The sequence below is a fragment of the Paenibacillus sp. FSL W8-0439 genome (genome assembly GCF_038008995.1).
GTDB lineage: Bacteria > Bacillota > Bacilli > Paenibacillales > Paenibacillaceae > Paenibacillus > Paenibacillus polymyxa.
The window spans coordinates 1,827,784-1,852,917 of the sequence record NZ_JBBPAK010000001.1; the positions used below are offsets into that span (position 1 = coordinate 1,827,784).

Sequence of the window (25,134 nt, forward strand, 5' to 3'; positions counted from 1 at the left end):
GTCTTTTGCTCCGGCCTTTTTTCTTTTCACAGTGGAACATAATGCAGGTAGCCTGTAGAATGAGATTAACTTACATAAAAGGATGGGCAAATTTCTATGAAATCGTTTCGTTTCAGGCTTACCCTGATCATGCTGATTTTGATTGGCGTATCTGTCCTTGCTGCTGGAATCACTATGGGACAAATTTTCAAAAATTCGAATATGAAGGTGCTAGAGGAGAACATGGGCCGCGAGATTGACTTGCTTCGCGCAACCTTCCCATTTGTTAATGCTGATGCCCTATCCAGCACAGATTACGTCTCCTATTATTCTGAGAAGGCGAAGGAAATTGCCCGTCTGACCGATTCGCGAGTGACCTTCATTCGTAAGGACGGGACGGTGGTGGGTGATTCGTTAAGCGATCCGCGCAAAATGGAAAACCATGCATCGCGTGAAGAAATACGACAAGCTACGTCGGAAGGAATCGGACGGACGATACGCTACAGTGAAACTTTGCAACGAAACATGCTATACGTCGCTGAGCCTGTTGTATCGGACAAGGGCTTTGACGGATATATCCGTTTATCCATGAGTCTGAAAGCGGTGGAAGAGGGAATGCAGCGCGGCTGGACGGCCATCGGGATTGGGCTTGTGTTGCTGTTTATTGCTGCTGGACTGATGAGCTATCGTATTGCTCGCAGCCTCACCTCGCCCATTGAACATATTACAGGGGTAGCCAACCGTATTTCAGGACTGGATTATGACGCAAGGGTCGGCGTACAGCGCCGGGATGAGGTAGGACAACTGGGTGAAGCCATTAATCGTATGGCTGACAGCCTCCAAAACCAAATGAAAACGATTCGTGACAATGAGGATCTGCTGCAAAGCGTCATGAGTAATATGACAGGCGGGATTCTGATGATCGATGCTAATGAACGCATTGCGCTTGTCAACCGTGAGTCTGAGCGTATGCTCGGTGTCGCGGGTAAGCGGGTGACAGACAAGCCGTATCATGAGCTGAAGAAGCACTATGAGCTCACAAAGCTAATTGAGGGCAGTATACAAAGCCGAGAAAGGCTACATGGTGAGGTGCATTTGTACAATCCCGAAGAACGACTCGTTTTGCTAGATGGTGTCCCTATGTATGAGGATGAAGGGGGATACCGGGGGATGCTGTTCCTTTTGCAGGATATTACAGCTATTCGACGGTTGGAAAATATGCGAAGCGAATTTGTGGCAAACGTTTCTCATGAGCTAAAAACACCGATTGCCGCAGTCAAGGGTTTTGCCGAGACATTGCTTGGTGGCGGGGTCAAAGATGAGGAAACAGCCCGTTCCTTTTTACAAATTATATATGACGAAAGCGAACGACTGAATCGACTGATCGGCGATATTCTGGAGCTTTCCAAAATCGAGTCCAAGCGCTCTCCGCTGGATTGCTCTCCAATTCATATCTCTTCTTTCATAGAATCATTGCTGGAGAAACTGAACAATGTAGCAGCGAAGAAAAGGATTACACTGCACATGGATATCCCGGATGAATTGTTTATGGAGGCAGATGAAGATAAGCTTCAGCAGATTTTCCTGAACCTTTTGTCTAATGGCATTAACTATACACTTGATGGCGGCAAGGTAAAAATCAAGGTTATAACGCTACAGCGAGACCATGACACGGAAAAGGTCGTATTTACAGTCAGTGATACGGGTATTGGGATACCGAAAAAGGACCTGCCACGTATCTTTGAGCGCTTTTATCGGGTGGACAAAGGTCGCTCACGCAACTCGGGCGGAACGGGGTTGGGATTATCTATCGTCAAGCACCTGGTTGATCTGCATCATGGTACACTTTCGGTTGAAAGCGAGCTTGGTTTGGGTACGACGTTTACCGTTGAATTACCGTTATTGCAACAGGAAGAATGAACTATAACATTTTTTACATTGTGTTAACAATGCCGTGATAAAATAAACGGGTGTCGCATGAGTATGGAGAAGATTTCGAGATTTTGACTAATGCGCCTTTAACAGGTAAACAGGAGATGAAGTAATTAATGGGACAACGTTTGCTGGTTATTGAGGATGAACCAACGCTTGCCAGATTGCTATCCTACAATTTGATACAAGAAGGTTTCGAAGTGGACACGGAGGATCATGGCAGTGCTGGGTTTGAAAGAGCGTCCAGAGAATCCTACGATTTGATCCTGCTGGATTTGATGCTGCCGGGAATGAATGGACTGGACATTCTGAGCAGACTTCGCCATCAGGGGCTGACGACACCTATCATTATTCTCACCGCTAAAAACGGGGAGGCTGAGGTGGTCCAAGGACTGAAGTCGGGTGCTGATGACTACATCACAAAGCCTTTTGGCGTTTCTGAGCTGTTGGCCCGTGTAACGGCTGTGCTGCGAAGAACATCCGGAGGGGATGAGGGAGTGTTGTCTGAACAGAAGGATGGCTCCAAAATTCAACTGGGCGAGCTGGAAATCTACCCTGAAAAATATGAAGTCATTCTTGGAGGTCAATCCATCAGCTTAAGACCCAAGGAATTTGAGGTACTTCTCTATTTGTCCCGCAAGCCGGGTGTCGTCCTGACTCGAGATGATCTAATGAATGCCGTGTGGGGCTTTGACTACATCGGTGGTCAACGGACGGTGGATGTACACGTCAGCTCCTTACGTAAAAAGCTGGAGCTTGATCCTGACTCGGTTCATATTGATTCGATCCGCGGAGTGGGGTATAAGCTGGTTGTAAATAAAAAAAGAAGCGCTTCTCATTTGTTATAAATGAGGAGCGTTTTTCTCTTTCCAGGCCGTAGCAGCAACTTTTATGTCCATTTTGTGATTTTACATTTCGTTGACAAAACTAGCCATTAAAATCAACAAATGACCGATATGATGTTCCCGTCACTCCAAGTAAGTAAAAAAAGGGGACTTCAGAACGATGATAACGGAACCAAAGACCCAGCCGAGTTCCACTGCCGTGATTGAACGTGAAACGTTCAAGCCGATTACTACCTATGTGCCATGCCGGGAGGTTCCGATCATTGGCACGGATATGTCTTGCAAAGAACTGTTAGCACTTATGAAAGCACAGGAAGATATCCCCTGTGTCATCGTCGTGGATAAAAATGACCTTCCATTGGGCATTATCATGAGAGATGCATACAATCGTCATTTTACGGGCAGGTTCGCTGCGGCGTTGTTCTATGATAAACCGGCTTCCCTATTTGCCGATCCGAATACATTAATTGTGGATTTGAAAAGTCCAGCAACGGAAATTGTAGAACAGGCGATGATGCGTGAAGATCAGCGTTTTTACGATTGTTTATTGATAAAGGAAGGGACAAGATTACTCGGTGTACTCACAATTCGTGATATCCTGTCTGTCGTTCAGCGAATGCAAAGAGAAGCAGACGAAGATCGGGGCGATGTGATTCGACATAGCTATGACGGAGTCCAGCGTATTCGGATGACTGTTTTGGATGCAGCGAAAGAGGCGGATGACAGTGTGCAGCTAACTCGCTCAATGAGTGAATTATCCCGCCGTGGTAAAGTGGAACTGGAGGATGTTCTGCTTTCTTATCATGCAGTAACGGAACAAATGAAGCGCCAGCATGAGCAGATGACAGCATTAACCCAATCGCTGAATGATATTGCGGGCATGGCCTCATCCATTCGTGCATTGGCAGATCACAGCGGATTGCTGGCGATCAATGCGTCTATTGAAGCGGCCCATGCTGGCGAACACGGGCGTGGCTTTCAGATTGTGTCTCAAGAGGTTCGGAATATGTCACTCCAGACCAAAGCTTTTTCTGTACAGATTACCGGCTTACTCACTCATATTGAGCAAATGCTGCGTGACACTGCTGAACTGACGGATACAAGTATGCAGCAGATTCATACAGGCTCTAAATTTATATCTGCCGGAACCCAAACGTTTACCAAATTATTGCAGGCAGTCGATGAAATAGAGGCTAAAAATAGTGAAATGTCCCGTTCCGCAGAAGAAGCTGCCTTGAATGCAGCTGGAATAGCACAGGAGCTTGAGCTCATGCTGAGTTCTTGATCATTTTACATACCGTTAACAAATCCACCACACTGAATTTACACACAGCTTATATAATCTTCATATTGTGCAAATCAGGTGCAATGCTTGAGGACCATAACTGCAACACGAAGGAGATCATAAATCCATGAATGATTCCGTAATCCGGATTGATAAGCTGAATTTGTATTATGAAAAATTCCACGCGCTGAAACATATAAACCTGGATATTCCTGAAAAAACGGTAACAGCCTTCATCGGCCCATCCGGCTGTGGAAAATCAACCTTGCTGCGTACGCTAAACCGGATGAATGACATGATACCGGGAACGCGTATTGAAGGGACCGTGAGCATCGCAGGGCAGGATATATACGGCGATACTATGGAAGTAGAAACGCTGCGTAAACAGGTGGGAATGGTTTTTCAACAGCCTAACCCGTTTCCCAAATCCATTTATGATAACGTGGCCTATGGTCCGCGGTTGCATGGAATCCGGCAAAAGGACAAGTTAGATGAACTGGTAGAGCAAAGCCTACGGCAGGCAGCACTTTGGGAAGAGGTTAAAAATTTTCTCAAGCGTTCTGCTCTGAGCTTGTCCGGCGGACAGCAACAACGGCTATGTATTGCCCGGGCGCTTGCTGTACAGCCAGATATTTTACTTATGGATGAGGCTACATCTGCGCTGGACCCGATCTCGACGATGAAAATTGAAGAGCTGGTTCAAGAATTAAGAGACACGTATACCATCGTCATGGTGACGCATAACATGCATCAGGCAGCGCGTGTGTCTGGTCGAACTGCGTTCTTTTTGAATGGGGTTGTAGTAGAGGCAGCGGATACAGAGGCGATGTTTTCCACGCCACAGGATTCACGTACGGAAGATTATATTTCCGGGCGTTTTGGCTAAAGCCAAATTTGATGATTATGCGAGAAGGGGTGACTTCGAAATGATACGTAGAAAAGGTTTTGATGAAGGATTAGAAGAACTGAGAGCCGTACTGCGCGAAATGGGTGCACACGTTTCGAAGGCGCTCGATCAGGCTATTGAATGTTTGCAGACCAAAAATACAGAAATGGCCCAACAGGTAGTCAAAAATGATGCATCCCTTAATACAATGGAAGAAAATATTCTGGATATGGGCTCCAAGCTCATTATTACCCAGCAGCCAGTAGCGAAGGATTTACGCCGGATCATTGTTGCATTTAAAATTTCCAGTGATTTGGAACGTATGGGTGATTTGGCACTTGATATTGCCAAGGTCACACTTCGCTTGGAAGGACAGCAGGCGATGAAGCCGTTGGTGGATATTCCACACATGGCTTCCATTGTTAAAGAAATGATCGACAATGCGATCAAATCCTATTTGGATGAAAATACAGATCTGGCCTACAAAATGGCTAAAGAGGATGATCGGGTGGATTCCTTGTACAGCCACATGATCAGCGATCTATACGCTTTTATGGTAGAAAAGCCAGCAGAGGCTTCACAAGCCATGCTGCAACTGCTCGTAGGACGTTACATTGAACGCATTGGCGACCATGCTACGAATATCGGTGAAAGCACTGTATATCTCGTGACAGGAGAGCGGCCAGATTTGAACCAGTAAGGCTTTTAGTATATAGCGGTTGTTTCTAATCCAGATTTGTCTTTGAGCAAAAGGCAAATTTGGCTAGGAAACAGCCGTTTTTTTCTGAAAAAGAGTCTTGTATGTTAAGATAGGAAGAGGAATGCGTAATACGTAAGAACGTTACGAATGCATTGATGAACTTGCGAGGTGCGAAATGGATAAACTCATGCTTATAGATGGTAACAGTATCATATACCGGGCGTTTTTTGCTATGCCGCCGTTGACGAATTCAAGCGGACAGCAGACGAATGCGGTGTACGGATTTACGACAATGTTATTGCGGCTTTTGGAGGAGCACAAACCAACACATATTTTGGTTGCGTTTGATGCTGGTAAAATTACGTTTCGCCATAAAGGGTACGAGGATTACAAAGGTGGACGGGAGAAAACGCCGCCGGAGCTGTCCCAGCAATTTCCGCTGCTGAAAGAGCTATTGACCGCCTTCGGCATTGCCCAATTTGAACTGGATGGCTATGAGGCAGACGATATTATAGGCACCCTGTCCAAAACAGCGGACGAAGCGGGTTTTAATGTGCTGGTTGTGACCGGCGACAAGGATATGCTTCAATTGGCTTCAGACCATGTCACGGTCGGCTTGACCCGCAAAGGGGTTACCGAGGTGGAAACGTATGGACCTGAGCAGATTCAGGAACGTTATGGCTTGAAGCCGCTGCAAATCATAGACCTTAAGGGCCTAATGGGCGATACGTCGGATAACATTCCTGGTATTCCGGGCGTGGGTGAGAAAACAGCGCTCAAGCTGCTGCATCAATATGGTTCAGTTGAAGAGGTGCTGGCGCACACGGATGAGCTGAAGGGTAAAATGAAAGAACGCGTGGAGACTCATGCTGACGATGCGCGAATGAGCAAGGATTTGGCGACCATTTATCGGGATGTAACGTTGGACAAGCAACTGGAAGATGTGGTTTTCAGCGGGCTACAGGCAGAGACGGCTGGACCAGCTTTGGCGAAGCTGGAGTTCAAGTCCCTGCTGGAGCGTTTATCCTTTTCGGGCGAGGTCGGCAGTGCTGGAGTCGGCGTAGAGGAAGCTGTAGCAGACGTGACTGTGCTGGATGAACAGCGGATCAGCGAATTGGTAGAAGTGCTGAATAACGTAGATGTGCTGCATGTTGAGACGCATGGTGATAATCCGCATCATGCTGAGATTGTAGGCTTGATATTTGCCGCAACAGGGCGTCAGTTTTTTATGACACTGGAAGTTCTACAAAGTGATGCAGCTACCCCTATTCGCGAATGGCTTGCCGACCCTGAACGCAAAAAACGCGGTCATGATCTGCATCGTACGGACTTGGCTTTACACTGGCATGGAATTGAGTTTGCTGGAGCTGAGTTTGATGTGCAGCTGGCCGGATACTTGCTAGATCCGACAGACGCCAATCAGACATTGAGTGGGCTGGCAGCCAAGTATGGCTTGTCATCGATTCGTCCAGACGACGAAGTGTTTGGTAAAGGAGCTAAATATAGAATTCCTGACGTAGATGTACTATCCGATCATGTGGCGCGTAAGGCAGCGGTGATCGAAGCGTTGGTACCTGTGCAGCAGGCGGAGCTGGAAAAAACGGAAATGCACAAGCTGTTCCATGAGCTTGAGATGCCGTTATCCCGCATTCTGGCGGATATGGAGAAGCAGGGTATTTTGGTGAATGTAGAGGAACTGCGCGCTTTGGGAAAAGAATTTGAAGCCCAGATTACAACGTTGGTAGGTGAGATCTACAGCATTGCAGGGGTAGAGTTCAATCTTAATTCGCCTAAGCAGTTGGGTGAGATTTTGTTTGATAAGCTGGGTCTGCCCGTTATTAAAAAGACAAAAACCGGGTACTCGACCGATGCAGAGGTGCTGGAAAAGCTTGCGCCATATCATGATATTGTGCAAAACATATTGCAATATCGCACCATTGCCAAACTTCAATCGACGTATGTCGAAGGATTGCTTAAAGAAATTTCGGAGAAGACAGGTAAAGTGCATACGTATTTCCGGCAGACGGTTGCAGCAACTGGACGCTTGAGCAGTCAATTTCCGAATTTGCAAAACATTCCGATCCGTCTCGAAGAAGGACGCAAAATCCGCAAAGTATTTGTTCCATCGGAGCCGGGCTGGTCGATTTTGGCGGCAGACTATTCACAAATCGAGCTGCGGGTGCTGGCTGATATTTCGGATGATGAGCGTTTGAAAGAGGCTTTTGTTCACGATATGGACATCCATACCAAGACCGCATCCGATGTGTTCGGTGTCCCTGCAGAAGCTGTAGACTCCGATATGCGACGTTCCGCAAAGGCAGTCAACTTTGGGATTGTTTACGGGATTAGCGACTATGGTTTGTCGCAAAATTTGAATATTACGCGGAAGGAAGCGGCTCGCTTTATCGACCAGTATTTTGACGTGTTCCAGGGTGTTCGCCGTTACATGGATGATATTGTGAAGGATGCGAAGAGGGATGGATACGTAAAAACGTTGTTGGAACGCAGACGATATTTGCCAGAGATTAACGCCAGCAATTTCAACCAGCGTTCGTTCGCCGAGCGTACAGCGATGAATACGCCGATTCAAGGTACCGCAGCCGATATTATCAAGCTGGCGATGGTGCAGATGGACGCAGCGCTGCGTGAGCGCAATCTTCGCAGCCGTATGCTGTTACAAGTACATGATGAGCTTGTATTCGAGGTTCCGCCTGAGGAAATGGAAACGATGAAAGAGCTTGTTCCCGCTACCATGGAAGCTGCATTAAAGCTGGCTGTGCCGCTTAAAGCGGAAGTAAGCTATGGCAGCAATTGGTATGAGGCCAAGTAAGATATTTCAATGAGTAGATAGTCCCAATTTGACGTTGCTTCCGTTATAATATAGGGTGAGGTGAAGACATCATGCCGGAATTACCGGAAGTAGAAACCATTAAACGAACACTAAACGAGCTAATCGTCGATAAACATATAGATCATGTAACCGTAAATTTGCCGCGTATTATCCAACGTCCCGATGATATCCACGCATTTGCGATGGAATTGGCTGACCACCGGATTATTGGGGTGGAAAGACGCGGTAAGTTTCTGCGGATTTTGCTGGACGGGCTAGTGCTTGTCTCCCATCTTCGAATGGAAGGACGCTATGGATTGTATTCACAAGATGATCCTGTGGAAAAGCATACCCATGTCATCTTTCATTTTAAAGATGGTACAGAGCTGCGTTATCAGGATGTACGCCAATTTGGTACAATGCACTTATTTCCGGCAGGACAGGATTTGCTGGAAAAGCCGCTGAATAAACTCGGTTTGGAACCGATGGACGAGGCTTTTACACCTGAAATGCTGCGTGCCGCTGTTGGAACTCGTTCGACTTCGATCAAGGCAGCGCTGTTAAACCAGTCATATGTGGTAGGCATCGGGAATATTTATGTAGATGAATCGTTATTTAAGGCAGGGATTCATCCGGCACAGCCAGCCAAAAGCCTAACGGATAGCCAATTTCGCGTACTGCATGAAGCTATTGTCTCCACGCTGGGCGCGTCGATTCAGGTTGGTGGCTCGTCCATCAAATCATTCGTTAACGGACAGGGCAAAACGGGTGATTTTCAGCATCAGTTGCAAATCTATGGACGCAACGCGAAGCCTTGTATTAACTGTGGTACATTGATCGAAAAATCCGTCGTAGCTGGACGTGGCACACATCATTGCCCGGTCTGCCAGCCTTTGCGCTAAACAGGCACAGTCACCCCAAGCCCATCCCTCTCATATATTGTTCCAAGTACCAATACTGCGAAGGGAGTCGGTTGCTGTAAGGCCCAGCCTTCGCAATGGGAGGGAATTGGAGTGGCTAATCATTGGGGAGCCCTGCTGTTACTGGCATTTGCGCTAAGTTTGGACAGTTTCGGAGTCGGTGTTACATATGGTCTGCGCAAAATGAAAATTCCATTGTTGTCGATTGCTATCATCTCCGTATGTTCAGGTTTGGTGATCGGCATATCCATGCAGCTCGGCGCATTACTATCCCGTGTCCTGTCTCCTGTATATACGACGGTTTTCGGTGCTGTCATTCTGATCTGTATCGGCTGTTACTCTTTGATTCAGGCTCTGCAACGCAAGGAAGATTTGACGGAAGAAACAGCGGAAGTCCCTCGGGATCTGCACCTTGCGGAACAGGTTGATTCAGATTCAGGGCATATATCAGCTCTTGCGGAGAAAAAAAGTGCTGAGAATGCCAATACAGAGTCTCTAACCAGCTCAGGAAGAGATCTATCGACAGAGACTTCTCTGGAGTTACAGCAGGAGGAGCGAACGTTATTTTCGCTGGAGTTCCGCAAATGGGGGCTTGTTATTCGGATTCTTCGAAGCCCGTCTGCTGCGGATATGGACCGTTCCGGCAGTATATCTGCTACCGAAGCGGTTTGGTTAGGTATTGCATTATCGGTCGATGCGTTCGGAGCGGGCTTAGGTGCAGCCATGCTTGGTTTTCAGCCCCTGTCTACTGCGCTGGCTATTACGTTATTCAGCGGTGTATTTTTGATTGCTGGTATGAAGGCAGGGTTCTTCCTGTCAGCATTTCGATTTATGAAGGCGCTCGGCGTATTGCCGGCATTATTACTGATTATGATGGGTATATTGAAGCTGTTATGAGGTGAAGAGCATGAATATCGGATTAACCGGAGGGATCGCTACCGGAAAAAGCACCGTGTCGGCTCTTTTGGTCGCCAAGGGTGCGCTGCTGATCGACGCAGATGCCATTGCCCGGGAAGTTATGCTTCCGGGGCATCCGGTGCTGGCGGCGGTCATACAGCATTTTGGACAAGCTATAGTAAACACTGACGGAACCCTGCACCGCAAAAGACTGGGAGAGATTGTATTCAGAGATCCTGTACAGCGACAGGCACTTAACGATATTACGCATCCTGCTATTCGTGAGGAAATGCGTCTGCGCATGGAAGCTTATGAACGGGAGCAGCCGGACAAGCTTGTTTTGGCAGATATCCCGTTAATGTATGAGTCTGGGCTGGAGAGCCTGTACGAGGAAATTATGGTTGTATATGTACCACGTGATGTTCAGCTCCGACGTCTGATGCTCAGAGACGGTCTGACAGAAGAGCAAGCCGAGCTTCGTTTGTCCGCACAAATGGATATCGAGCAGAAAAAAAATTTAGCTGATATTGTTATTGATAATAGCGGAACACAGTCTGAGACGCAGATGCAAATTGATCAGTTTTGGCAGCGAAAGGGACTTGCATGAACATTTTACGTAAGAAAAGAGTCCTGCTCATTTTGTTTGTCGGATTTGTCCTGATTCTGTTCCTCAACTCGAATTGGATGTCCTGGTTTTACCCGATTCAATATAAGGATGAGATTCGGCAGTATTCACAGACCTATGAAGTGGACCCATTTTTGGTGGCGTCTATTATCCGTGTGGAAACAAATTTTAAAACCAGCAAGCAGTCACACAAGGGTGCGCTGGGGCTTATGCAGATTATGCCGAACACAGCCAATTGGATTATGGAGAGTGCCCAGATTCAGAAGGTCCCGCTGGATAGTGTCAAGCACGAGCCCGGCACCAATATTGAGCTGGGGACCTGGTATCTGCATAACCTGTCTATGAAGTTTCAGGATAATCCTGTGGTCATCGTAGCGGCTTATAATGCTGGTCCAGGTAAAGTTCAGGAATGGCTAGATCAGGGGGTGTGGGATGGCAAAGAAGAGTCCATTAAGCAAATCCCTTTTGGTGAGACACGGCATTATGTACAGCGAGTCATCTATTACTACAGGCAATATACAAAAATTTATAATGAGTTTTAAGGGACAGGTTAATGACAACATGAGCCTTTTCGCTTTAAAATGAAAAAAAGCGCAGGACAGGCTGTTTTTAGCAGCCTATCCCTACACTTTTTCGTATTACTTCTTCATTATTACCGAGATTATTGGTATTGTCCTGCCAATTGTTGTTCGGCGATCGTTACGAGGCGTTTTGTGATGTAGCCCCCGATCGAACCGTTCTCATAGGAAGTCATGTTACCTTGGTATCCATCTTGAGGAATGCTGATACCCAGCTCTTGAGCGATTTCATATTTCATTTGCTCCAGAGCACCGGAGGATCTGCTGACTACCAGGTTGTTGGAGTTGCCATTGTTTCCTTGTGCCATTGTTGTTCACCTCCTTGCGACGTGGTAAACATATTATGATCCGTTTCGACAAAATTATTACTAAAAAGCTTCGGGAATTTATTGGAAAAAGGAAGTGATGAGATTATGAAGTGCCCGTATTGCGCTTACAACGGCACGAAAGTGTTGGATTCGCGACCAGCGAATGATAATAAGTCCATCCGACGCCGCCGCGAATGCGAACAGTGTGCCAGGCGTTTTACCACCTTTGAAATGGTGGAAGAGACCCCACTGATGGTCATCAAAAAAGATGGCAGCCGTGAAGAGTTTAGCCGTGATAAAATGCTGCGCGGTCTCATTCGAGCCTGTGAGAAGCGTCCAGTATCAGTCGAGCAGCTCGATCTGATTGTATCTCAGGTGGAGAACGCCATTCGCAACACGGCAGCCACAGAGGTGGATAGCCAGCAGATTGGTGAGCTGGTCATGGAACAGCTCTATCCTGTGGATGAAGTGGCCTACGTACGCTTTGCGTCCGTCTATCGGCAGTTCAAAGACATCAATATGTTTATGAAGGAACTGAAAACACTGTTATCCAAAGATACAGACAGCGACTGATCGCTGACTGTATCTTTTTAGGGCCGTGGCGGGAAGATGTTAATATTTTTTTTATAAAAGTATTGACACAGGGTCGAATATTTTATATGATATAGAAGTCGCTTGAAACGTTAATTAACTTACATGAGACGGGGCCTTAGCTCAGCTGGGAGAGCGCATCGCTGGCAGCGATGAGGTCAGGGGTTCGATCCCCCTAGGCTCCACCATAATTTTATATGGACTCTTAGCTCAGTTGGTAGAGCAGTTGACTCTTAATCAATTGGTCCAGGGTTCGAGTCCCTGAGAGTCCATCCTTTAAAAAAACGGCAGAAATGCCGTTTTTTTGCTGTTTATATATCTATTCCCGGTCTAATAGAGTATACAACAGTTCCAAGCTTAATGCTGACTAACAAAATCGGCGAGAATTTGTAGATAATCATCACTCACCAATTGTCTGGGGGCAAATACGGCGGTTAAGAAGGTTAGGGACTTGGAATGCGTGATGTACTCATTCATCATGGAATGGTCAACTTTTGGCAAATGAATGACAGACAGCAGGTCTGGAGATATCTTTTGGCGATATACTCGCTCGGTGTCTTTTACATCTACGTTCATATCTTTCCCAGCCAGAACCAAGAGTACAGGAGATTTAAAGTAGCTTAATTCTTCCGTAGAATCAGAACGAAAATTTTTGCCTATAAAGCTCCATCTTTCTTTGGAAATGATATCGCTAGGACTGGCTATGCTTAGGTATTCTTCATAGGAAGCATGATTTTTCAGTAATTGTAGAACCTTATGGTCGTAGTCCAGTCTCTTTTTAATTTGCTGCGGGCTAGCTCCTTCTTGTTCCAACTCTTTTTTTGTGTTAAATCGCCCTTGTGTAATCCAATTCACAGCTGGCGATACAAGGATGCTGAATGCAATATCATGCTCCTCTTTAACGATTTTCGGAATGATCCAGCCTGCTTGACTGGCTCCCCAAAGGCCGATTTTGTGCTTATCAATCATCGGTAAGGTTTTGGCCCAGTCAACTGCATATCGAATCTCCTGTGCCCGGTCCTCCATACTTTGCTCCAGCCAATCGCCTGGAGCGCGGTTAATACCGGGCTTATTCAGGGATAAGGAAGCATACCCCTTAGAAGCAAACCTTTCCCACAGTGGTTTGTATCCATCATCATACGTGTCATTGATTGGACCATCTCCATGGACAAAAACAACCAATCCAACCTTTCCCGAGTAGTTTTTAGGCAAAGCCAGTGTACCTGTTAATACTCCTTTGGGAGTTGCAATTTGTATTTTTTCTTCCGTCATCTTGTAGGAATTTTGATATAAAACAATCAATATCAAGGCAACAGCCAGACCTGCCGCAATACCAAGGGTTAGCTTATATGTTTTTTTCAATGCTGTTCTCTCCTCGAATGCAGTTTCGTTCTTTCCAGCTCATTAGATGCCATACAGGCTCCTTGAACCAAAAATGTCGCCAATAATTATATTGAGACTGCTCAATTTCAAATGCTAGATTGTGGTACAAGCGGATAGCCTGCCGGTTCTGATGTGCTACATGAAGTGTCAACGCATGGAAACCGGATTCAACCGTAAACTGCTGTGCGAAAGCTAGAAAACGTCGCCCGATCCCTTGATTGCGATGACTTGAGCGAATCGCCAAATGATCAATATAACACTCATCTATGGCAGGTTTATAGTCCAGCGCATACATGCCTGTCAAAAATTTAAATACATTGAAGCAGCCAAACTGTTTTATAAGCGAAGTCAAAGAAGTGAGATTTGTTTTAGGAAGTGAAGAGGAGGGAGCCTTCCATTTGAGCGAAAGGACACCAACAACATCTTCGTTCTCTTTAACCACAAATTGCTTCCCAGATGTAGAATCAGGATGTTGAACCCAAACCTGCATTAATAAACGCTGTATATCTTGATCCTCCAAAGTAACAAGAGCTTGAAATTTTGCCTTAAACGATTCCACTAAGAGCTTACATACGGCTTCATGGTCTTGCTCTTGATAAGCAACAATGTTATAGGATTGTGGACTCATGTAACGTCCTCCTGCACATCAGAAATTTTTACTTGAATCTCATATTGCAGCTCGTTGCTGTCGAATATGGATAGATAGGATTTTTCCACCACAATGACCTTGCTTAGGCATTCATATTGGTGCTGGGTCGCATAATGCTCCAGTTGTTGGACTTGGTGTTCGATCTCAGCGTCTTCAGTGGCAGAGAAGTGCTTATAAAGATAGCTGCCTTCTTCCAGAATATAGTCAGTTGCTCCTGATGTCGTTTCATAATATAGTTTCACCTGTCCAGAATCAGATAGATAATGTAGATCATTTTCAAATAATTGTGGTGGTGAAGGCCGCTGCTCAAATAGATTCCTGGCCGTGAGTTCTTGATCACTCTCCAATGCAAACCACAGCTTTAAATGTCGAGTATCCAAAAGCTTGATTCGATACTCATTGTTTTGCCGGGTAAGGTTATGATGTTCTTTTAGCACTTTATGAATAAACTGTTCGAGCAGCTTTAAGTTAGCGATTTCATCCTGTACCTTCTGTAACGAATGTTCTAAAAGCTGGTTGTAATCATCGGCAGTGTAGGAAGTCATGCATTCTTCAATTTGGCCGACAGGGATATTTAATTTACGTAGCATTAAAATATGTGAAAGTTGATAAATTTCATGAAGTCCGTACATTCGATATTGATTTTCATCTGTGTATAACGGATAAAGGATACCCTTTTCTTCAAAATACCGCAGCTGATGTACAGATACATTCATGAGCTGAGCAAGCTGGCTGATCGTTATGTGTTTTTTCAATGATAGGTCTCCTTACTCATAATTGATAATTGAATAACTTCACTATAAACCTTAGGTCAGACCTAAGGTCAATAGAAAATATCCGCAGAGTTTACCTCTCGTTCATAACCCGTTATAATCATAAGATTAGTGAGCATAAACCAAATGTTCAGGATGAAGGTTAGAATGGGGAAATCATGTTGAAGACTTTTAAGAAGGTATACATTGAGATAACAAGCATTTGCAATCTTGCATGCAGTTTTTGCCCTCAGACACAACGTGTCAAAAAATTTATTGATCCGGAAGTCTTTCGGAATGTGCTTGATCAGGTCAAGCCGCATACGGATTACATTTATCTGCATGTAAAAGGAGAGCCTTTGCTCCATCCCAAAATTGATCTTTTGCTGGAGAGTGCGCATGAGAAAGGCTTAAAGGTCAACATTACCACCAATGGTACCTTGCTGCCGAAGACCGGACATAAGCTGCTTGGTCAGCCGGCATTACGGCAGATGAACTTTTCTCTTCATAGTTTTGACGGGCATGAAGGTTCTGTGGATCGAGAAGGTTATTTGGGTCATATTTTCACGTTTGTCAGAGAAGCTGTAAAGCACAATGTCATTATTTCATTCCGTCTCTGGAACCTGACTCAAGACAATTTGACTAATGTGCAGCGTCAGCGCAACCGCGAGACACTGGAGCAATTGGAGCAAGAGTTTGGGCTGAACTATCGGATTGAAGAAAAAGTAATGCCGGGCAGTGGGGTCAAAATCGCCCCCAATGTATATTTGAATCAAGACTACGAATTTGAATGGCCTAGCCTGAGTGCACCAGAAGATGACGGAAAAGGCTTTTGTCATGCGCTTCGCAGTCAAGCGGCGGTTTTGGTGGATGGAACAGTGGTCCCTTGCTGTCTTGATGGAGAAGGCGTCATTAATTTAGGAAATGTCCATGAGCAAACTTTTTCGGAGATCGTGGAAGGTGAGCGTGCAAACCGTCTGTACTTTGGATTCTCCAAGAGAGAAGCAGTGGAAGAGTTGTGCCGAAAGTGTGGGTATCGCAAACGATTTGGAACCTAAACATATAGGTGGAAATCCAAGCGACAATTGAATGGTTCACAAAAAAAAGATAGCCCTTTACAGGGCTTTTTCTTATATTTGGATAGGGGGTGAGCGGTAGTAATGAAGTTGAACGAACACATTTTATTGTGGAACCATGTGTTTATACAAGTGATGGATGTTCGCCATAAGAAAATGGATAAAGGGGAAGAATTGCGAAACTACAGACTTCCGGTCAGTGCGTTTTTATATACTGTACGCGGAAGTGCGCGGGTATGGTTAGATGACAGTGTTCATAGGGTGGATCGTTTTCATGTCCTGCATGGGGGAAAAGGAATGTACCTGAGCGTCATGACGGAGGATGTGCTTGAATATTACATCATTCTGTACAAGGCAACTTTGGCCCTACCTGGTCGGAAGGAGATCGCACAATTGCTGGAAAAGGGAAATCCTTTTCAGAATCAGTATGCTTTCGCACCTCATTACCCGCTGCCCCTGTATGATAAAGTGAAGCTGTTGGAGCAAGAATGGCATAAGGGATCGGGACTTGGTAAACTGCACGTCAAAGCTTTATTTCATCATTTTGTCTTCGAATTGTTACATCAATTGGATCGACAAGGCATTCAGCCCCTTAAACCTGACTTGGTAGCGCAAGCTGTAACTTATATTTGTGAGCATTTTAGTCGGTCTATAACACTAGAGTCCATTGCGGAGGAGCTAGAGTGCAGTACCGGATATTTATCAAGGCTGTTCAAAAGTAAAATGCATACCAGTCCAATTCATTACTTGGGCCAGATACGGGCAAATCGAGCGGCAGAGCTGCTAATGCAGACGGATGCCACTTTGCAGGAGATCGCAGAGCGTGTGGGATATCCAGATGCTCATTCATTAAGTCGCAGCTTCAAGAAATATAAGGGACTATCTCCTGTACGATTCAAAAAAGAACGGCAGCAGCATATCCAGGCGCAAGATCAGGATATGCCCCAAACGAAGCTTAAATATGCCCTTCAGCGGACAGCTTTCAGCCGTTATACTGATATTGATTATCAATATCGGTATCATGCGGAAGGGGATTTATTCATGCACGGAAGAGGCAAAATTACAGCAATGATGATCATGTTGTGCTTATCATTGATGCTGGGAGCCTGCTCAGCTCCGACGAATACAAATGGAAGCTCGCAAACGAAAGCCAATCATACAGCGACATCATCCAACAGCGATGGACAAGCGGCAGTACAAGCACAGACCAGAACGGTTAAGACACTAAAAGGCGATGTGGAAGTACCTGCTAACCCGAAACGAGTAGCATCGGATCAGTATATGGGTCATCTTTTAAAACTGGGGATTATACCTGTAGGGGTCAGAAGCTTTATGTTGAATGAGGCTTGGATTGATCAATCGGGATATCCCAAAGAGAAGTTAGACGGAATCAAAGATCTCGGGGATTTTCCTATGGATTTGGAGGAACTGACCGTACTGCAACCGGATTTAATTATCGGCTCAATTGAAAAGAACATCGACAGCTACCAGAAGGTAGGAACGACTGTGTTCCTGCCGTATTGGGAGGGTGAATCTACAGCGGGACCACTGGATAAATTCCGCAGAATCAGTGAAATATTTGGTAAGCAGAAAGAAGCCGAGCAGTGGATTGCTGAATATGAGAAGAAAGTTGCAGAAGCTAGAACTAAAATTGACGGTATTATTAAAGATGGAGAGACGGTTTCGATCGTACAAGTCGCCAATAAATCAATCTATGTTTTAGCGGCGAAAGGCGGTAACTACGGAAGTCCAACCATATATCAAATGCTACAGCTGCCACCCACTAAGAAAGCATTGAATATGAAAGAAGGATTTGAAAATATTTCGCTTGAGGTTTTACCCGAGTATATGGGAGATCACATCTTTGTATATGGCTCAGAAGATGAAGGGGCCAATCAGATTCTACATAGTGAGCTATGGAAGGGTCTTCTGGCTGTAAAAAAAGGACAGGTGTACATGTACGGTTCATTCAGCGATAAAGGGGATGAGTTTGTGATGGAAGATCCCTATTCGCTGGAGCTTCAACTGGATACTATAGTTAATCTCTTATTAGCCCACAAAAGATAAGAATTAAGGTGATATAGTTCCATTTTAATATGGAGAAGTTTTTAGGATTTCAAGCTGTGATAGTCACATAGAAAAAATCCGCTTTACACAAAGATTTCTAAGGGTTTGGCGGATTTTGTCATGTCTATATTTCTTCTTCTCTATATGTTTTGGTGTATCTTTGAAATTCAGATTTTTGATTATCGTAATAATCAGCTCTCGTCCAAAAAATAATTTGAGAGAAAGAATCGGTATGCTCCAAATAAGTGATTAAATATACAACTTTCACTTTATCGTTCTCTGTCCATACTTCGTATTGCAAGCCTTGATTCCCGTTAATATTGACCTTTATTGGTCCCGTCAATATTATCCCTTTTCCAGACCTTTTAAGTACTAATTGAGCTGAAAACTCAGCGTATTCTTTTAATGTGATCATTGAGGATTTCTCATAAGGTAGTTCAGATTTCCAATCCTTGATGACCACCATGTACGCATCGTTTTTCTCATACCAGGCTTGAATTAACGCATCTGGATTAAGAATTAAACCAGCCTTCCATACATAAGGGAGACGGATTCGTTGCTGGGCATCTTCGCTTTTAAAAGTTTTTAAAATAGTTGTTGAACGAAGATCAGGCTCCACTTGTGAGTCGCTTAATATTTTTAAGGAGCTGGCTATTGTCGCAAATTCGTGATGTTTTTCTATAGCTGAGCCTCCCCTTGAATAGATCAATACTTGAAGATAATGCTGTTTGCTCTCAAACATGGCACTGAAGTAATAGACCTGTTGGCCCTGGAAATTCCCACTATAATCGGCTGTTCTAGCGGTTGTGGAATCAATCTGGATTGGGGTAGTATCCACAGCCTTAAAGTTTTCTAGGCCCAGTGCGGAGATTTCTTCACGTTGCTGTACGAATTCGTCGAGCGTCATATTATTTGCAAAAGCTGACTTGGGGACACGGAAAACCAGACCTACGTTCTTTTTTTCTTTGTCACAAACACTAAGCACTGAATCCAGTTGTCCTTGTTTAAATTTACGCCAGCCAGCGGGAATGGTGAGAGCCACAAGATCCTTATCCGAGGTAACGGTATGAGCTGACGACTCTGTGACGTGTGGGACAGGTTGACTTTCTTTGTCCACAACGGCTGTATTATGAGTCGTATTGTCTACATTAGAATTCATTTGGACTGTAGTTACAGCATTTTTGGAATTGCAACTGGTAAGAATGAATAGTGCTATAAGTGCAATAATATAAAATCGAAAATAGGCATAACTGAATCGCATGGAAATAACTCCCTCTGTTTCATATTTATAAAGGGAATTTTACCCTTTTATTAAATTATAAAAAAGAGGCGTTTGTCCTGTTTTACGTAGCTCAGTCGCTTATTGTGGTCGTCACGGTGACGTTGTTGACAGATGTTGAGGAAGCGCTGGTGTTGAAATTGATCACCTCAATAACTACGGTAGCGCCAACTAACAAGCCAGTATTTATGATTAGATTAGTAGGAGAAAGTGTCGTTAATCCGCCTCGCTGCAACGTTCCATTCACAAATACATTGTAGTAACCGTTACTGGTCGGAACCACCAGACTGTTTGCCGCAACTGAAGTCCCACTATCATTCGTAAAATTTTGTGCCGGGATGGTGGTCACTCCCCCTAGGATGTTGCCGAGCACAACAACGGCCGTGTACCGATTGACAATTGGAGTGACATTTATATTCGTGGTGATGGCAATGTTCCCAGATACAACACTGTCTGCTTCCAGATAGATTCGGATAATAGACATAGGAATTCCTCCATTCCTAATATTCCAGATGTATCTCATAGTTTATGTAAATATTCTAGCTATGGATTGGATGGGGAGGAGTCTCCAGATTATTTCATTTTGTTCAAGCTTCTTTGTGCCCGAGTTACTATTCGCTTCGTTTCCTTTGTATCTGAAGCCAACAGCCATGTATCACATACCTTAATTACCCATTCCGGGTTAGTTTTGCTGGCATCATTCAGCCAATTGCCCACCGAGTCTTGAACATATTTGACAGGGTCAGATTGAACCACTTCCAAAAGTGGAAGGGCTAACTCGGGATGTTCTTTTAGTTCAGGGATGTGTTTGGCCCAAACGCCTTGTGGCCGGGTTAATTCTATAGCAAAACGACGAATGTTAGCATCCTTGTTTCGCATCCAGCTGTTTAACAGCACAAGCGCCTCATCCAGTTGCAAGGATATAGGTTCTCTCATTGCCATCCAGGCAATTTCACGTACTCCGAAATGGGAATCTGCTGCAAATGGTCGAATACCAGCTAATTTTTCTTCTAGACTTAAACGGGAATCTACCCCGATGATGTAGGCAGCCCAGCAGCGAATGCTATCTGAAAGATGAGAGGCCATCGCGTCAAAGATACGAGTACGCTCTTCTAACGTTTGTTGCTCAAACACATGAAGCCATGCTTGTGCTATTGCGGGTATCATTTTCATGATCTTTTTTTCCTTCAGATGATCCAATTCAGTCAAGAAGACATTGAATGATCGCTGCAATCCAAACTCATCAAGAGCGTTCCGCAGAAGTACAATATGATCTACAGCCAGCCATTCGGTAAGATTCACAGTCTCAAGTTGTCCCTGTTGTAGCAATTGAAGTACATCAGTAGGGATATCTGTTCTTTTGCGAGCCCCTTTGCGGTGTAGCATTTCATCACTCCATATCGTATATTTGCTGGTAGGTATACGATAATGCTTTTGTCAGGAGGAAAGATGTAATGTAGCTTACAACTTCACTAGCTTTTGGCGATGGATGTAAATTGTCTTAAAGCCGGTCTTAATGACCCTTTCTTTGACGAGCTCCTGTAGAGCGGTTGTTACAGCCTCACGGGTGGCTCCAACCAAATTTGCTATTTCCTGGTGAGAAAGCGGGAAATCAATTTTATAATACTCATCATGACTTTGAAGGGCAAATTGATCGCATAATTTTAAAAGAACATATAAAATTTTATCCTGTAAATTTCCCAAGGCTAAATGCTGGGCCAGACTGCTCATTCCTGAGATTCGGTCACTTAGCACCTTGATCATGTTCATCATAAACCGGGGATGTTGTATTAAAAAATGCTCAAAGCGGTCTTTGTCCATCCGGCAGATATCGCATTCTTCTATCGTTTCTATATACATATCCCTTGTCCCTAATGAAATCATATCCATTTCACCAAATACATTCCCCTCATTGAGGATATCCAAAGTAAATTGCTTCCCGTCAGCATTTAGCTTATATAGACGTACTTTTCCCTTCTTCACAAAATAAAGCCCTTCGGAAAAGGTATCTGGGGTTTGAATAAATGTATTTTTTGGTAGAGTCGTAATGGAGGTCATTTGATCCATTTCAATCAAATCTTCTCGTGAGAGACTATGCAGCAAATTGAATTGGGATAAGTATTGAATGCTATTCATATGTTCTCCTTTTCGTTACATCGAGTATAAAGAATCAACTACAATTATAGCTTCTATAAGGCATATTCACCTATACTCTCAATTGTTTGCATTAGAGTGAGCAAATAAACTGGGGAGTCAGGCGGATTTAAGTAAACGGAAGATTGGTATAAAATAGATGTACATGAATAGCAGATACATAAAGAGTGAGGGTATACGATGATCCAATTAAAAGATATCGGCAAATTTGACGTTCTTCCAAAAATCGCAATGCATATTGTAGAAGGCAATATGTCGGCTTTACGCCAAGCGTTGACCGAAGGCTGGGATATCGAACAAGAAATTAAACTCAGCAAATATACGACGTTAAGTCCATTAGACCTTGCGCTCATCTGCGAGCAATTGGATGTGTTGAAGCTGTTGGTGGAGCAAGGTGTTCAACTTAATGCAAAAGATCGTCCCGCATTTTTAACAGCTGTTCGTTATTGTTCAGAAGAAATTGTCCGCTATGTGGTGGCCCATGGTGCCAAGCTGGACGGAAAAAATCAGGTCAAAGCCGGTGCCTATGAGCAAGCCTATTATGGCAATAAAAAGAATATCTTGCTGATTCACGAACTTGGCCTCGATATAAAGCAGCACGGTGGGGCAACGCTGCGCAACGCAGTTAGTAACCATGATCTGAACACCGTGGCACTACTGTTGGAGCATGGTGTGGATATTAATTACAATGCTCCTAATATGATATATCCCTATAAAGCGACTCCTTTAACTGTGGCAGCACGAAATAATGATTTTGCGTTGGTTAAGTACCTGGTAGAGTATGGAGCTGATGTGACACTGGCAGAAAAGGATGGAGATCGGGCATATACGATTGCTGTTAGCAATAAGAATGTGGAAATGGCCGAATATCTAAAGTCTGTGGAACCACCAGCGTTTCATAATCTGGAGAATAAACGACATACCTTAAAAAGCTACAAGCTTCCTAAGGATCTTGTAGCCTTTCTGATGGGAGATCAGCTCCGTGTGGATCTTCCAGAAAATGATTTAGGTATCCAATTTGTTGAGTTCTTCTCTTTCATAGATACGGTTGAGATGAAGGTGGGACGGCAAAAGCTGTTGCGATTGTCTCTAAACGTAGATAACTATTCGGATATCCTTTTGGTGTGGAATCCGAAGCACAAGTGTCTTGGTTATTATGACGAGGAGCATCAAGAATATGCGGATGTATGCAGCTTTGCTGAGTTTCTTGCGCAGCCGAAAGATTATCTAGAGAAGATGATTGAGGGTGAATATTTATCCTAATGAGGTGAGCCATGAATGCGATATGCACGCAGTCATGGCTCTTGTTGAGTTAATCCAAGCTTGCAGCACTGACCCTCGCGTCCAGGCCATAAGAAAGTTTTATGATTTGCTGGCTGAAGAATCGAGAATTACAGCTACAGCAATCCAGACCGTAGGGAGCAAGGGATATGATGGGGCATATTAAAGTGTCAGAACGTTTTTGAACGTTTACTGCTGAATTCCTATGTAAGAAGAATGAATTTACATAAAAGTAGCTGAATTTTCTTTAAAATGTAAACGCAATCATGCTGATTGGAGCAGGAATTCACCATTTTGTAAAAAAATGAAGTTGGAATGAATTTTTTTGAATCTTTTTGGAGAAAAATGATTGTTTTTTGCTAGGTTTGTGGTACGATAAGAACAGTTGGGGGAATGAAGATGCTGACGGAAGAAAGATACAAGTTAATAATACAGCGCTTACAAGAGCGTGGTGTTGTAAAATTGCAGGAATTGGCTGATCTCTTGGGAGCTTCTGAGTCAACGATTCGGCGTGATTTGATAGATCTTGAAGGCCGTCAGTTGTTAAAGCGGATTCATGGCGGGGCAACCTTGCTGAATCAGAAAAGTCAGGAACCTGGCATGGAAGAAAAAACATTCAAAAACGTTCAACAAAAAAACGCAGTCGCTCGTATGGCAGCCAAAGAAATTTTGGATGGTGAATGTATCTATCTGGATGCGGGAACAACAACGATGGCGATGATTCCTTACATTGAAGCTAAAGACGTGACGGTCGTGACGAATGGTCTCTCCCACGTAGAAGCACTGGTAAGCAAACGAATTAGAAGCTATCTACTGGGAGGGATGATGAAAATTCATACCAAAGCCGTAATCGGGAGTATTGCCCTACAGAATTTGGACAATTTCCGATTCGACAAGTGCTTTCTGGGAACGAACGGGGTAGACGTGGAGATGGGGTATACCACTCCTGATCCTGAAGAGGCGCTGATCAAGCGGCGTGCCCACCAGCTGTCCGGCAAAACATATGTGTTGGCCGATTCCAGCAAAATTGGAGAAGTAACCTTCGCCAAACTGTTCGAACTCAAGGAAGCTATCCTTATTACTGAATCGGTGCCGGAACGTTCACGCCGATCCATCGCACAGAAAACTAAGATAATCGAGGGATAACGATGATATATACAGTAACGCTGAACCCTTCCATTGATTATATCGTGGAAGTTGACGATTTGAAGCTTGGTGATTTGAACCGGATGAAACGTGATTTAAAACTGCCAGGTGGCAAGGGAATTAATGTATCACGTGTACTAAACCAGTTGGGGGCAGACAGCACGGCGATTGGTTTCCTCGGAGGGTTCACAGGCAGGTTTATCGACGATACATTGCGGGAAGAATCCATTAAAACTGATTTTGTAATGATCGAAGATGATACACGGATCAATATTAAGCTCAAGCATGGTGATGAAACGGAAATTAACGGTTTGGGGCCTGCGATTCGTGAGCAAGAAGCCGATGCATTGGTGCAAAAGCTGGCGAGTCTCCAGAAAAATGACATTGTCGTCTTGTCGGGAAGCATCCCGCCATCCCTTGGAGGGGACTTCTACGAGCGACTGATTCGCGTATGTCAGCAAACCGGGGCTGAATTCGTTATCGACACCACAGGTGAGGCGCTGATGAAGGCCTTGGTTCATAAACCGCTGCTCATCAAGCCGAATCATCATGAGCTGGCTGAGTTGTTTGGCGTAACTATTCATTCTGAGGAGGAGATCGTCACTTACGGTCGTAAACTACTGGAAGCAGGTGCAAAAAATGTACTCATTTCCATGGCAGGAGAAGGGGCTTTGTTCATTACGGCAGATGAAGTGTATCACGCAAATGTACCGGCAGGAACGGTGAAAAATTCTGTAGGCGCAGGTGATTCTATGATTGCTGGATTCGTGGGTACGCTGGCTCTACATGGCGATCCGATCGAAGCCTTCCGTGCAGGAGTGGCATCCGGAAGCGCAACCGCGTTCTCCGATGATCTGGCTACGAGAGAGAAAATTGAACAATTACGGCCGCAAGTCACGATTTCAAAACGGTAATCTGGCTACAGCATGAGCTTATTATGCGTGTGTCTACACGCTGATCGAACTTAGGAG

The 25,134-nt window shown here is 44.6% G+C and carries 25 protein-coding genes and 2 tRNA genes; 19 read left to right on the forward strand and 8 right to left on the reverse strand.

Features of this window, described 5'->3' with window-relative positions:
• The first annotated feature begins 96 nt into the window (after positions 1-96).
• The 10 genes from pnpS to MKX36_RS08000 all read left to right on the forward strand — a co-directional run bounded on the left by pnpS (position 97) and on the right by MKX36_RS08000 (position 11,441).
• Positions 97-1,899: a two-component system histidine kinase PnpS gene (gene pnpS / locus MKX36_RS07955; RefSeq protein WP_340864496.1), complete on the forward strand. Its 1,803-nt coding sequence runs from the start codon at positions 97-99 to the stop codon at positions 1,897-1,899.
• A 128-nt stretch (positions 1,900-2,027) separates the two neighbouring features.
• On the forward strand, positions 2,028-2,759 hold the full coding sequence (locus tag MKX36_RS07960) for a response regulator transcription factor (protein WP_013370356.1): 732 nt from the start codon (positions 2,028-2,030) through the stop codon (positions 2,757-2,759).
• 157 nt (positions 2,760-2,916) lie between these two features.
• Complete coding sequence (locus MKX36_RS07965) at positions 2,917-4,041, forward strand: methyl-accepting chemotaxis protein (protein ID WP_340864497.1); 1,125 nt, start codon at positions 2,917-2,919, stop codon at positions 4,039-4,041.
• A 127-nt stretch (positions 4,042-4,168) separates the two neighbouring features.
• On the forward strand, positions 4,169-4,927 hold the full coding sequence (pstB, locus tag MKX36_RS07970) for a phosphate ABC transporter ATP-binding protein PstB (RefSeq protein ID WP_016819635.1): 759 nt from the start codon (positions 4,169-4,171) through the stop codon (positions 4,925-4,927).
• A gap of 40 nt (positions 4,928-4,967) precedes the next feature.
• Positions 4,968-5,627, forward strand: a complete 660-nt coding sequence (gene phoU, locus MKX36_RS07975) for a phosphate signaling complex protein PhoU (protein ID WP_016819636.1) — start codon at positions 4,968-4,970, stop codon at positions 5,625-5,627.
• A gap of 175 nt (positions 5,628-5,802) precedes the next feature.
• Complete coding sequence (gene polA, locus MKX36_RS07980; RefSeq protein WP_340864498.1) at positions 5,803-8,457, forward strand: DNA polymerase I; 2,655 nt, start codon at positions 5,803-5,805, stop codon at positions 8,455-8,457.
• Positions 8,458-8,528: 71 nt separating this feature from the next.
• Positions 8,529-9,359, forward strand: a complete 831-nt coding sequence (gene mutM / locus MKX36_RS07985) for a DNA-formamidopyrimidine glycosylase (protein WP_016819638.1) — start codon at positions 8,529-8,531, stop codon at positions 9,357-9,359.
• A gap of 111 nt (positions 9,360-9,470) precedes the next feature.
• On the forward strand, positions 9,471-10,274 hold the full coding sequence (locus MKX36_RS07990) for an MntP/YtaF family protein (RefSeq protein ID WP_044785442.1): 804 nt from the start codon (positions 9,471-9,473) through the stop codon (positions 10,272-10,274).
• Between the two features lie 10 nt (positions 10,275-10,284).
• On the forward strand, positions 10,285-10,881 hold the full coding sequence (coaE, locus tag MKX36_RS07995; RefSeq protein WP_107734365.1) for a dephospho-CoA kinase: 597 nt from the start codon (positions 10,285-10,287) through the stop codon (positions 10,879-10,881).
• Positions 10,878-11,441, forward strand: a complete 564-nt coding sequence (locus MKX36_RS08000) for a lytic transglycosylase domain-containing protein (protein ID WP_016819641.1) — start codon at positions 10,878-10,880, stop codon at positions 11,439-11,441. The genes coaE and MKX36_RS08000 overlap by 4 nt, the downstream gene beginning before the upstream one ends.
• 119 nt (positions 11,442-11,560) lie before the next feature.
• Here the strand turns inward: MKX36_RS08000 and MKX36_RS08005 are convergent, their stop codons facing one another.
• A complete protein-coding gene (locus MKX36_RS08005) occupies positions 11,561-11,785 on the reverse strand; it encodes an alpha/beta-type small acid-soluble spore protein (RefSeq protein WP_013309613.1) in 225 nt (74 codons plus the stop codon).
• Between the two features lie 105 nt (positions 11,786-11,890).
• On the opposite strand from MKX36_RS08005, the gene nrdR reads away from it, so the two are divergent.
• The 3 genes from nrdR (at position 11,891) to MKX36_RS08020 (ending at position 12,648) form a co-directional block, all read left to right on the forward strand.
• Positions 11,891-12,358 (forward strand): transcriptional regulator NrdR, encoded by a 468-nt coding sequence (gene nrdR / locus MKX36_RS08010; RefSeq protein WP_013370366.1) that lies wholly within the window; start codon positions 11,891-11,893, stop codon positions 12,356-12,358.
• 130 nt (positions 12,359-12,488) lie between these two features.
• Positions 12,489-12,564, forward strand: a tRNA-Ala gene (locus tag MKX36_RS08015).
• 11 nt (positions 12,565-12,575) lie between these two features.
• Positions 12,576-12,648, forward strand: a tRNA-Lys gene (locus tag MKX36_RS08020).
• A gap of 85 nt (positions 12,649-12,733) precedes the next feature.
• Here the strand turns inward: MKX36_RS08020 and MKX36_RS08025 are convergent.
• Genes MKX36_RS08025 through MKX36_RS08035 form a run of 3 tightly spaced genes read right to left on the reverse strand, consistent with a single transcriptional unit; the run spans position 12,734 to position 15,163 of the window.
• Positions 12,734-13,738: an alpha/beta hydrolase family protein gene (locus MKX36_RS08025; protein ID WP_340864499.1), complete on the reverse strand. Its 1,005-nt coding sequence runs from the start codon at positions 13,736-13,738 to the stop codon at positions 12,734-12,736.
• Positions 13,722-14,387, reverse strand: coding sequence for a GNAT family N-acetyltransferase (locus MKX36_RS08030; protein ID WP_340864500.1), 666 nt, complete (start codon positions 14,385-14,387; stop codon positions 13,722-13,724). The genes MKX36_RS08025 and MKX36_RS08030 overlap by 17 nt, the downstream gene beginning before the upstream one ends.
• Entirely contained in the window at positions 14,384-15,163 is a 780-nt protein-coding gene (locus MKX36_RS08035) for a helix-turn-helix domain-containing protein (RefSeq protein WP_340864501.1), read from the reverse strand. Before MKX36_RS08035 ends, MKX36_RS08030 begins: the two co-directional genes overlap by 4 nt.
• A gap of 176 nt (positions 15,164-15,339) precedes the next feature.
• Here MKX36_RS08035 and MKX36_RS08040 point away from each other — a divergent pair, with 176 nt between their 5' ends.
• Both MKX36_RS08040 and MKX36_RS08045 read left to right on the forward strand, forming a co-directional pair.
• The gene (locus MKX36_RS08040) at positions 15,340-16,218 is read left to right on the forward strand and encodes a radical SAM/SPASM domain-containing protein (protein WP_340864502.1); all 879 of its coding nucleotides are present in this window, start codon (positions 15,340-15,342) and stop codon (positions 16,216-16,218) included.
• A 102-nt stretch (positions 16,219-16,320) separates the two neighbouring features.
• Positions 16,321-18,303 carry an AraC family transcriptional regulator gene (locus MKX36_RS08045; protein WP_340864503.1) on the forward strand — a complete coding sequence of 661 codons (1,983 nt, stop codon included), beginning with the start codon at positions 16,321-16,323 and terminating at the stop codon, positions 18,301-18,303.
• 124 nt (positions 18,304-18,427) lie between these two features.
• Here MKX36_RS08045 and MKX36_RS08050 read toward each other — a convergent pair whose 3' ends face one another.
• From MKX36_RS08050 to MKX36_RS08065, 4 genes are all read right to left on the reverse strand, one after another.
• Entirely contained in the window at positions 18,428-19,564 is a 1,137-nt protein-coding gene (locus MKX36_RS08050) for a hypothetical protein (protein ID WP_117289733.1), read from the reverse strand.
• 91 nt (positions 19,565-19,655) lie between these two features.
• On the reverse strand, positions 19,656-20,066 hold the full coding sequence (locus MKX36_RS08055; RefSeq protein ID WP_017425900.1) for a DUF4183 domain-containing protein: 411 nt from the start codon (positions 20,064-20,066) through the stop codon (positions 19,656-19,658).
• Positions 20,067-20,155: 89 nt separating this feature from the next.
• Positions 20,156-20,968, reverse strand: coding sequence for a DNA alkylation repair protein (locus MKX36_RS08060; RefSeq protein ID WP_340864504.1), 813 nt, complete (start codon positions 20,966-20,968; stop codon positions 20,156-20,158).
• A gap of 75 nt (positions 20,969-21,043) precedes the next feature.
• Positions 21,044-21,718: a Crp/Fnr family transcriptional regulator gene (locus tag MKX36_RS08065; RefSeq protein WP_340864505.1), complete on the reverse strand. Its 675-nt coding sequence runs from the start codon at positions 21,716-21,718 to the stop codon at positions 21,044-21,046.
• A gap of 198 nt (positions 21,719-21,916) precedes the next feature.
• Between MKX36_RS08065 and MKX36_RS08070 the strand changes: the two genes are divergently transcribed.
• From MKX36_RS08070 to pfkB, 4 genes are all read left to right on the forward strand, one after another.
• Positions 21,917-22,999: an ankyrin repeat domain-containing protein gene (locus tag MKX36_RS08070; protein WP_340864506.1), complete on the forward strand. Its 1,083-nt coding sequence runs from the start codon at positions 21,917-21,919 to the stop codon at positions 22,997-22,999.
• Positions 22,983-23,183, forward strand: a complete 201-nt coding sequence (locus MKX36_RS08075) for a hypothetical protein (RefSeq protein ID WP_340866158.1) — start codon at positions 22,983-22,985, stop codon at positions 23,181-23,183. The genes MKX36_RS08070 and MKX36_RS08075 overlap by 17 nt, the downstream gene beginning before the upstream one ends.
• Positions 23,184-23,416: 233 nt before the next feature.
• Entirely contained in the window at positions 23,417-24,163 is a 747-nt protein-coding gene (locus MKX36_RS08080) for a DeoR/GlpR family DNA-binding transcription regulator (protein WP_016819655.1), read from the forward strand.
• Between the two features lie 2 nt (positions 24,164-24,165).
• The gene (pfkB, locus tag MKX36_RS08085; protein WP_016819656.1) at positions 24,166-25,077 is read left to right on the forward strand and encodes a 1-phosphofructokinase; all 912 of its coding nucleotides are present in this window, start codon (positions 24,166-24,168) and stop codon (positions 25,075-25,077) included.
• Positions 25,078-25,134: the final 57 nt, after the last annotated feature.

What these genes read in the sequence shown, in the direction of transcription:
- MKX36_RS08045 (WP_340864503.1), top strand. Translation starts at nt 16,321, where the DNA reads ATGAAGTTGAACGAACACATTTTATTGTGGAACCATGTGTTTATACAA.
- pstB (WP_016819635.1), top strand. Translation starts at nt 4,169, where the DNA reads ATGAATGATTCCGTAATCCGGATTGATAAGCTGAATTTGTATTATGAA.
- MKX36_RS08040 (WP_340864502.1), top strand. Translation starts at nt 15,340, where the DNA reads ATGTTGAAGACTTTTAAGAAGGTATACATTGAGATAACAAGCATTTGC.
- mutM (WP_016819638.1), top strand. Translation starts at nt 8,529, where the DNA reads ATGCCGGAATTACCGGAAGTAGAAACCATTAAACGAACACTAAACGAG.
- pfkB (WP_016819656.1), top strand. Translation starts at nt 24,166, where the DNA reads ATGATATATACAGTAACGCTGAACCCTTCCATTGATTATATCGTGGAA.
- MKX36_RS08055 (WP_017425900.1), bottom strand. Translation starts at nt 20,066, where the DNA reads ATGTCTATTATCCGAATCTATCTGGAAGCAGACAGTGTTGTATCTGGG.
- coaE (WP_107734365.1), top strand. Translation starts at nt 10,285, where the DNA reads ATGAATATCGGATTAACCGGAGGGATCGCTACCGGAAAAAGCACCGTG.
- MKX36_RS08065 (WP_340864505.1), bottom strand. Translation starts at nt 21,718, where the DNA reads ATGAATAGCATTCAATACTTATCCCAATTCAATTTGCTGCATAGTCTC.
- nrdR (WP_013370366.1), top strand. Translation starts at nt 11,891, where the DNA reads ATGAAGTGCCCGTATTGCGCTTACAACGGCACGAAAGTGTTGGATTCG.
- polA (WP_340864498.1), top strand. Translation starts at nt 5,803, where the DNA reads ATGGATAAACTCATGCTTATAGATGGTAACAGTATCATATACCGGGCG.
- MKX36_RS08050 (WP_117289733.1), bottom strand. Translation starts at nt 19,564, where the DNA reads ATGCGATTCAGTTATGCCTATTTTCGATTTTATATTATTGCACTTATA.
- pnpS (WP_340864496.1), top strand. Translation starts at nt 97, where the DNA reads ATGAAATCGTTTCGTTTCAGGCTTACCCTGATCATGCTGATTTTGATT.
- MKX36_RS08080 (WP_016819655.1), top strand. Translation starts at nt 23,417, where the DNA reads ATGCTGACGGAAGAAAGATACAAGTTAATAATACAGCGCTTACAAGAG.
- MKX36_RS08030 (WP_340864500.1), bottom strand. Translation starts at nt 14,387, where the DNA reads ATGAGTCCACAATCCTATAACATTGTTGCTTATCAAGAGCAAGACCAT.
- MKX36_RS08060 (WP_340864504.1), bottom strand. Translation starts at nt 20,968, where the DNA reads ATGCTACACCGCAAAGGGGCTCGCAAAAGAACAGATATCCCTACTGAT.
- MKX36_RS07960 (WP_013370356.1), top strand. Translation starts at nt 2,028, where the DNA reads ATGGGACAACGTTTGCTGGTTATTGAGGATGAACCAACGCTTGCCAGA.
- phoU (WP_016819636.1), top strand. Translation starts at nt 4,968, where the DNA reads ATGATACGTAGAAAAGGTTTTGATGAAGGATTAGAAGAACTGAGAGCC.
- MKX36_RS07965 (WP_340864497.1), top strand. Translation starts at nt 2,917, where the DNA reads ATGATAACGGAACCAAAGACCCAGCCGAGTTCCACTGCCGTGATTGAA.
- MKX36_RS08070 (WP_340864506.1), top strand. Translation starts at nt 21,917, where the DNA reads ATGATCCAATTAAAAGATATCGGCAAATTTGACGTTCTTCCAAAAATC.
- MKX36_RS08000 (WP_016819641.1), top strand. Translation starts at nt 10,878, where the DNA reads ATGAACATTTTACGTAAGAAAAGAGTCCTGCTCATTTTGTTTGTCGGA.
- MKX36_RS08005 (WP_013309613.1), bottom strand. Translation starts at nt 11,785, where the DNA reads ATGGCACAAGGAAACAATGGCAACTCCAACAACCTGGTAGTCAGCAGA.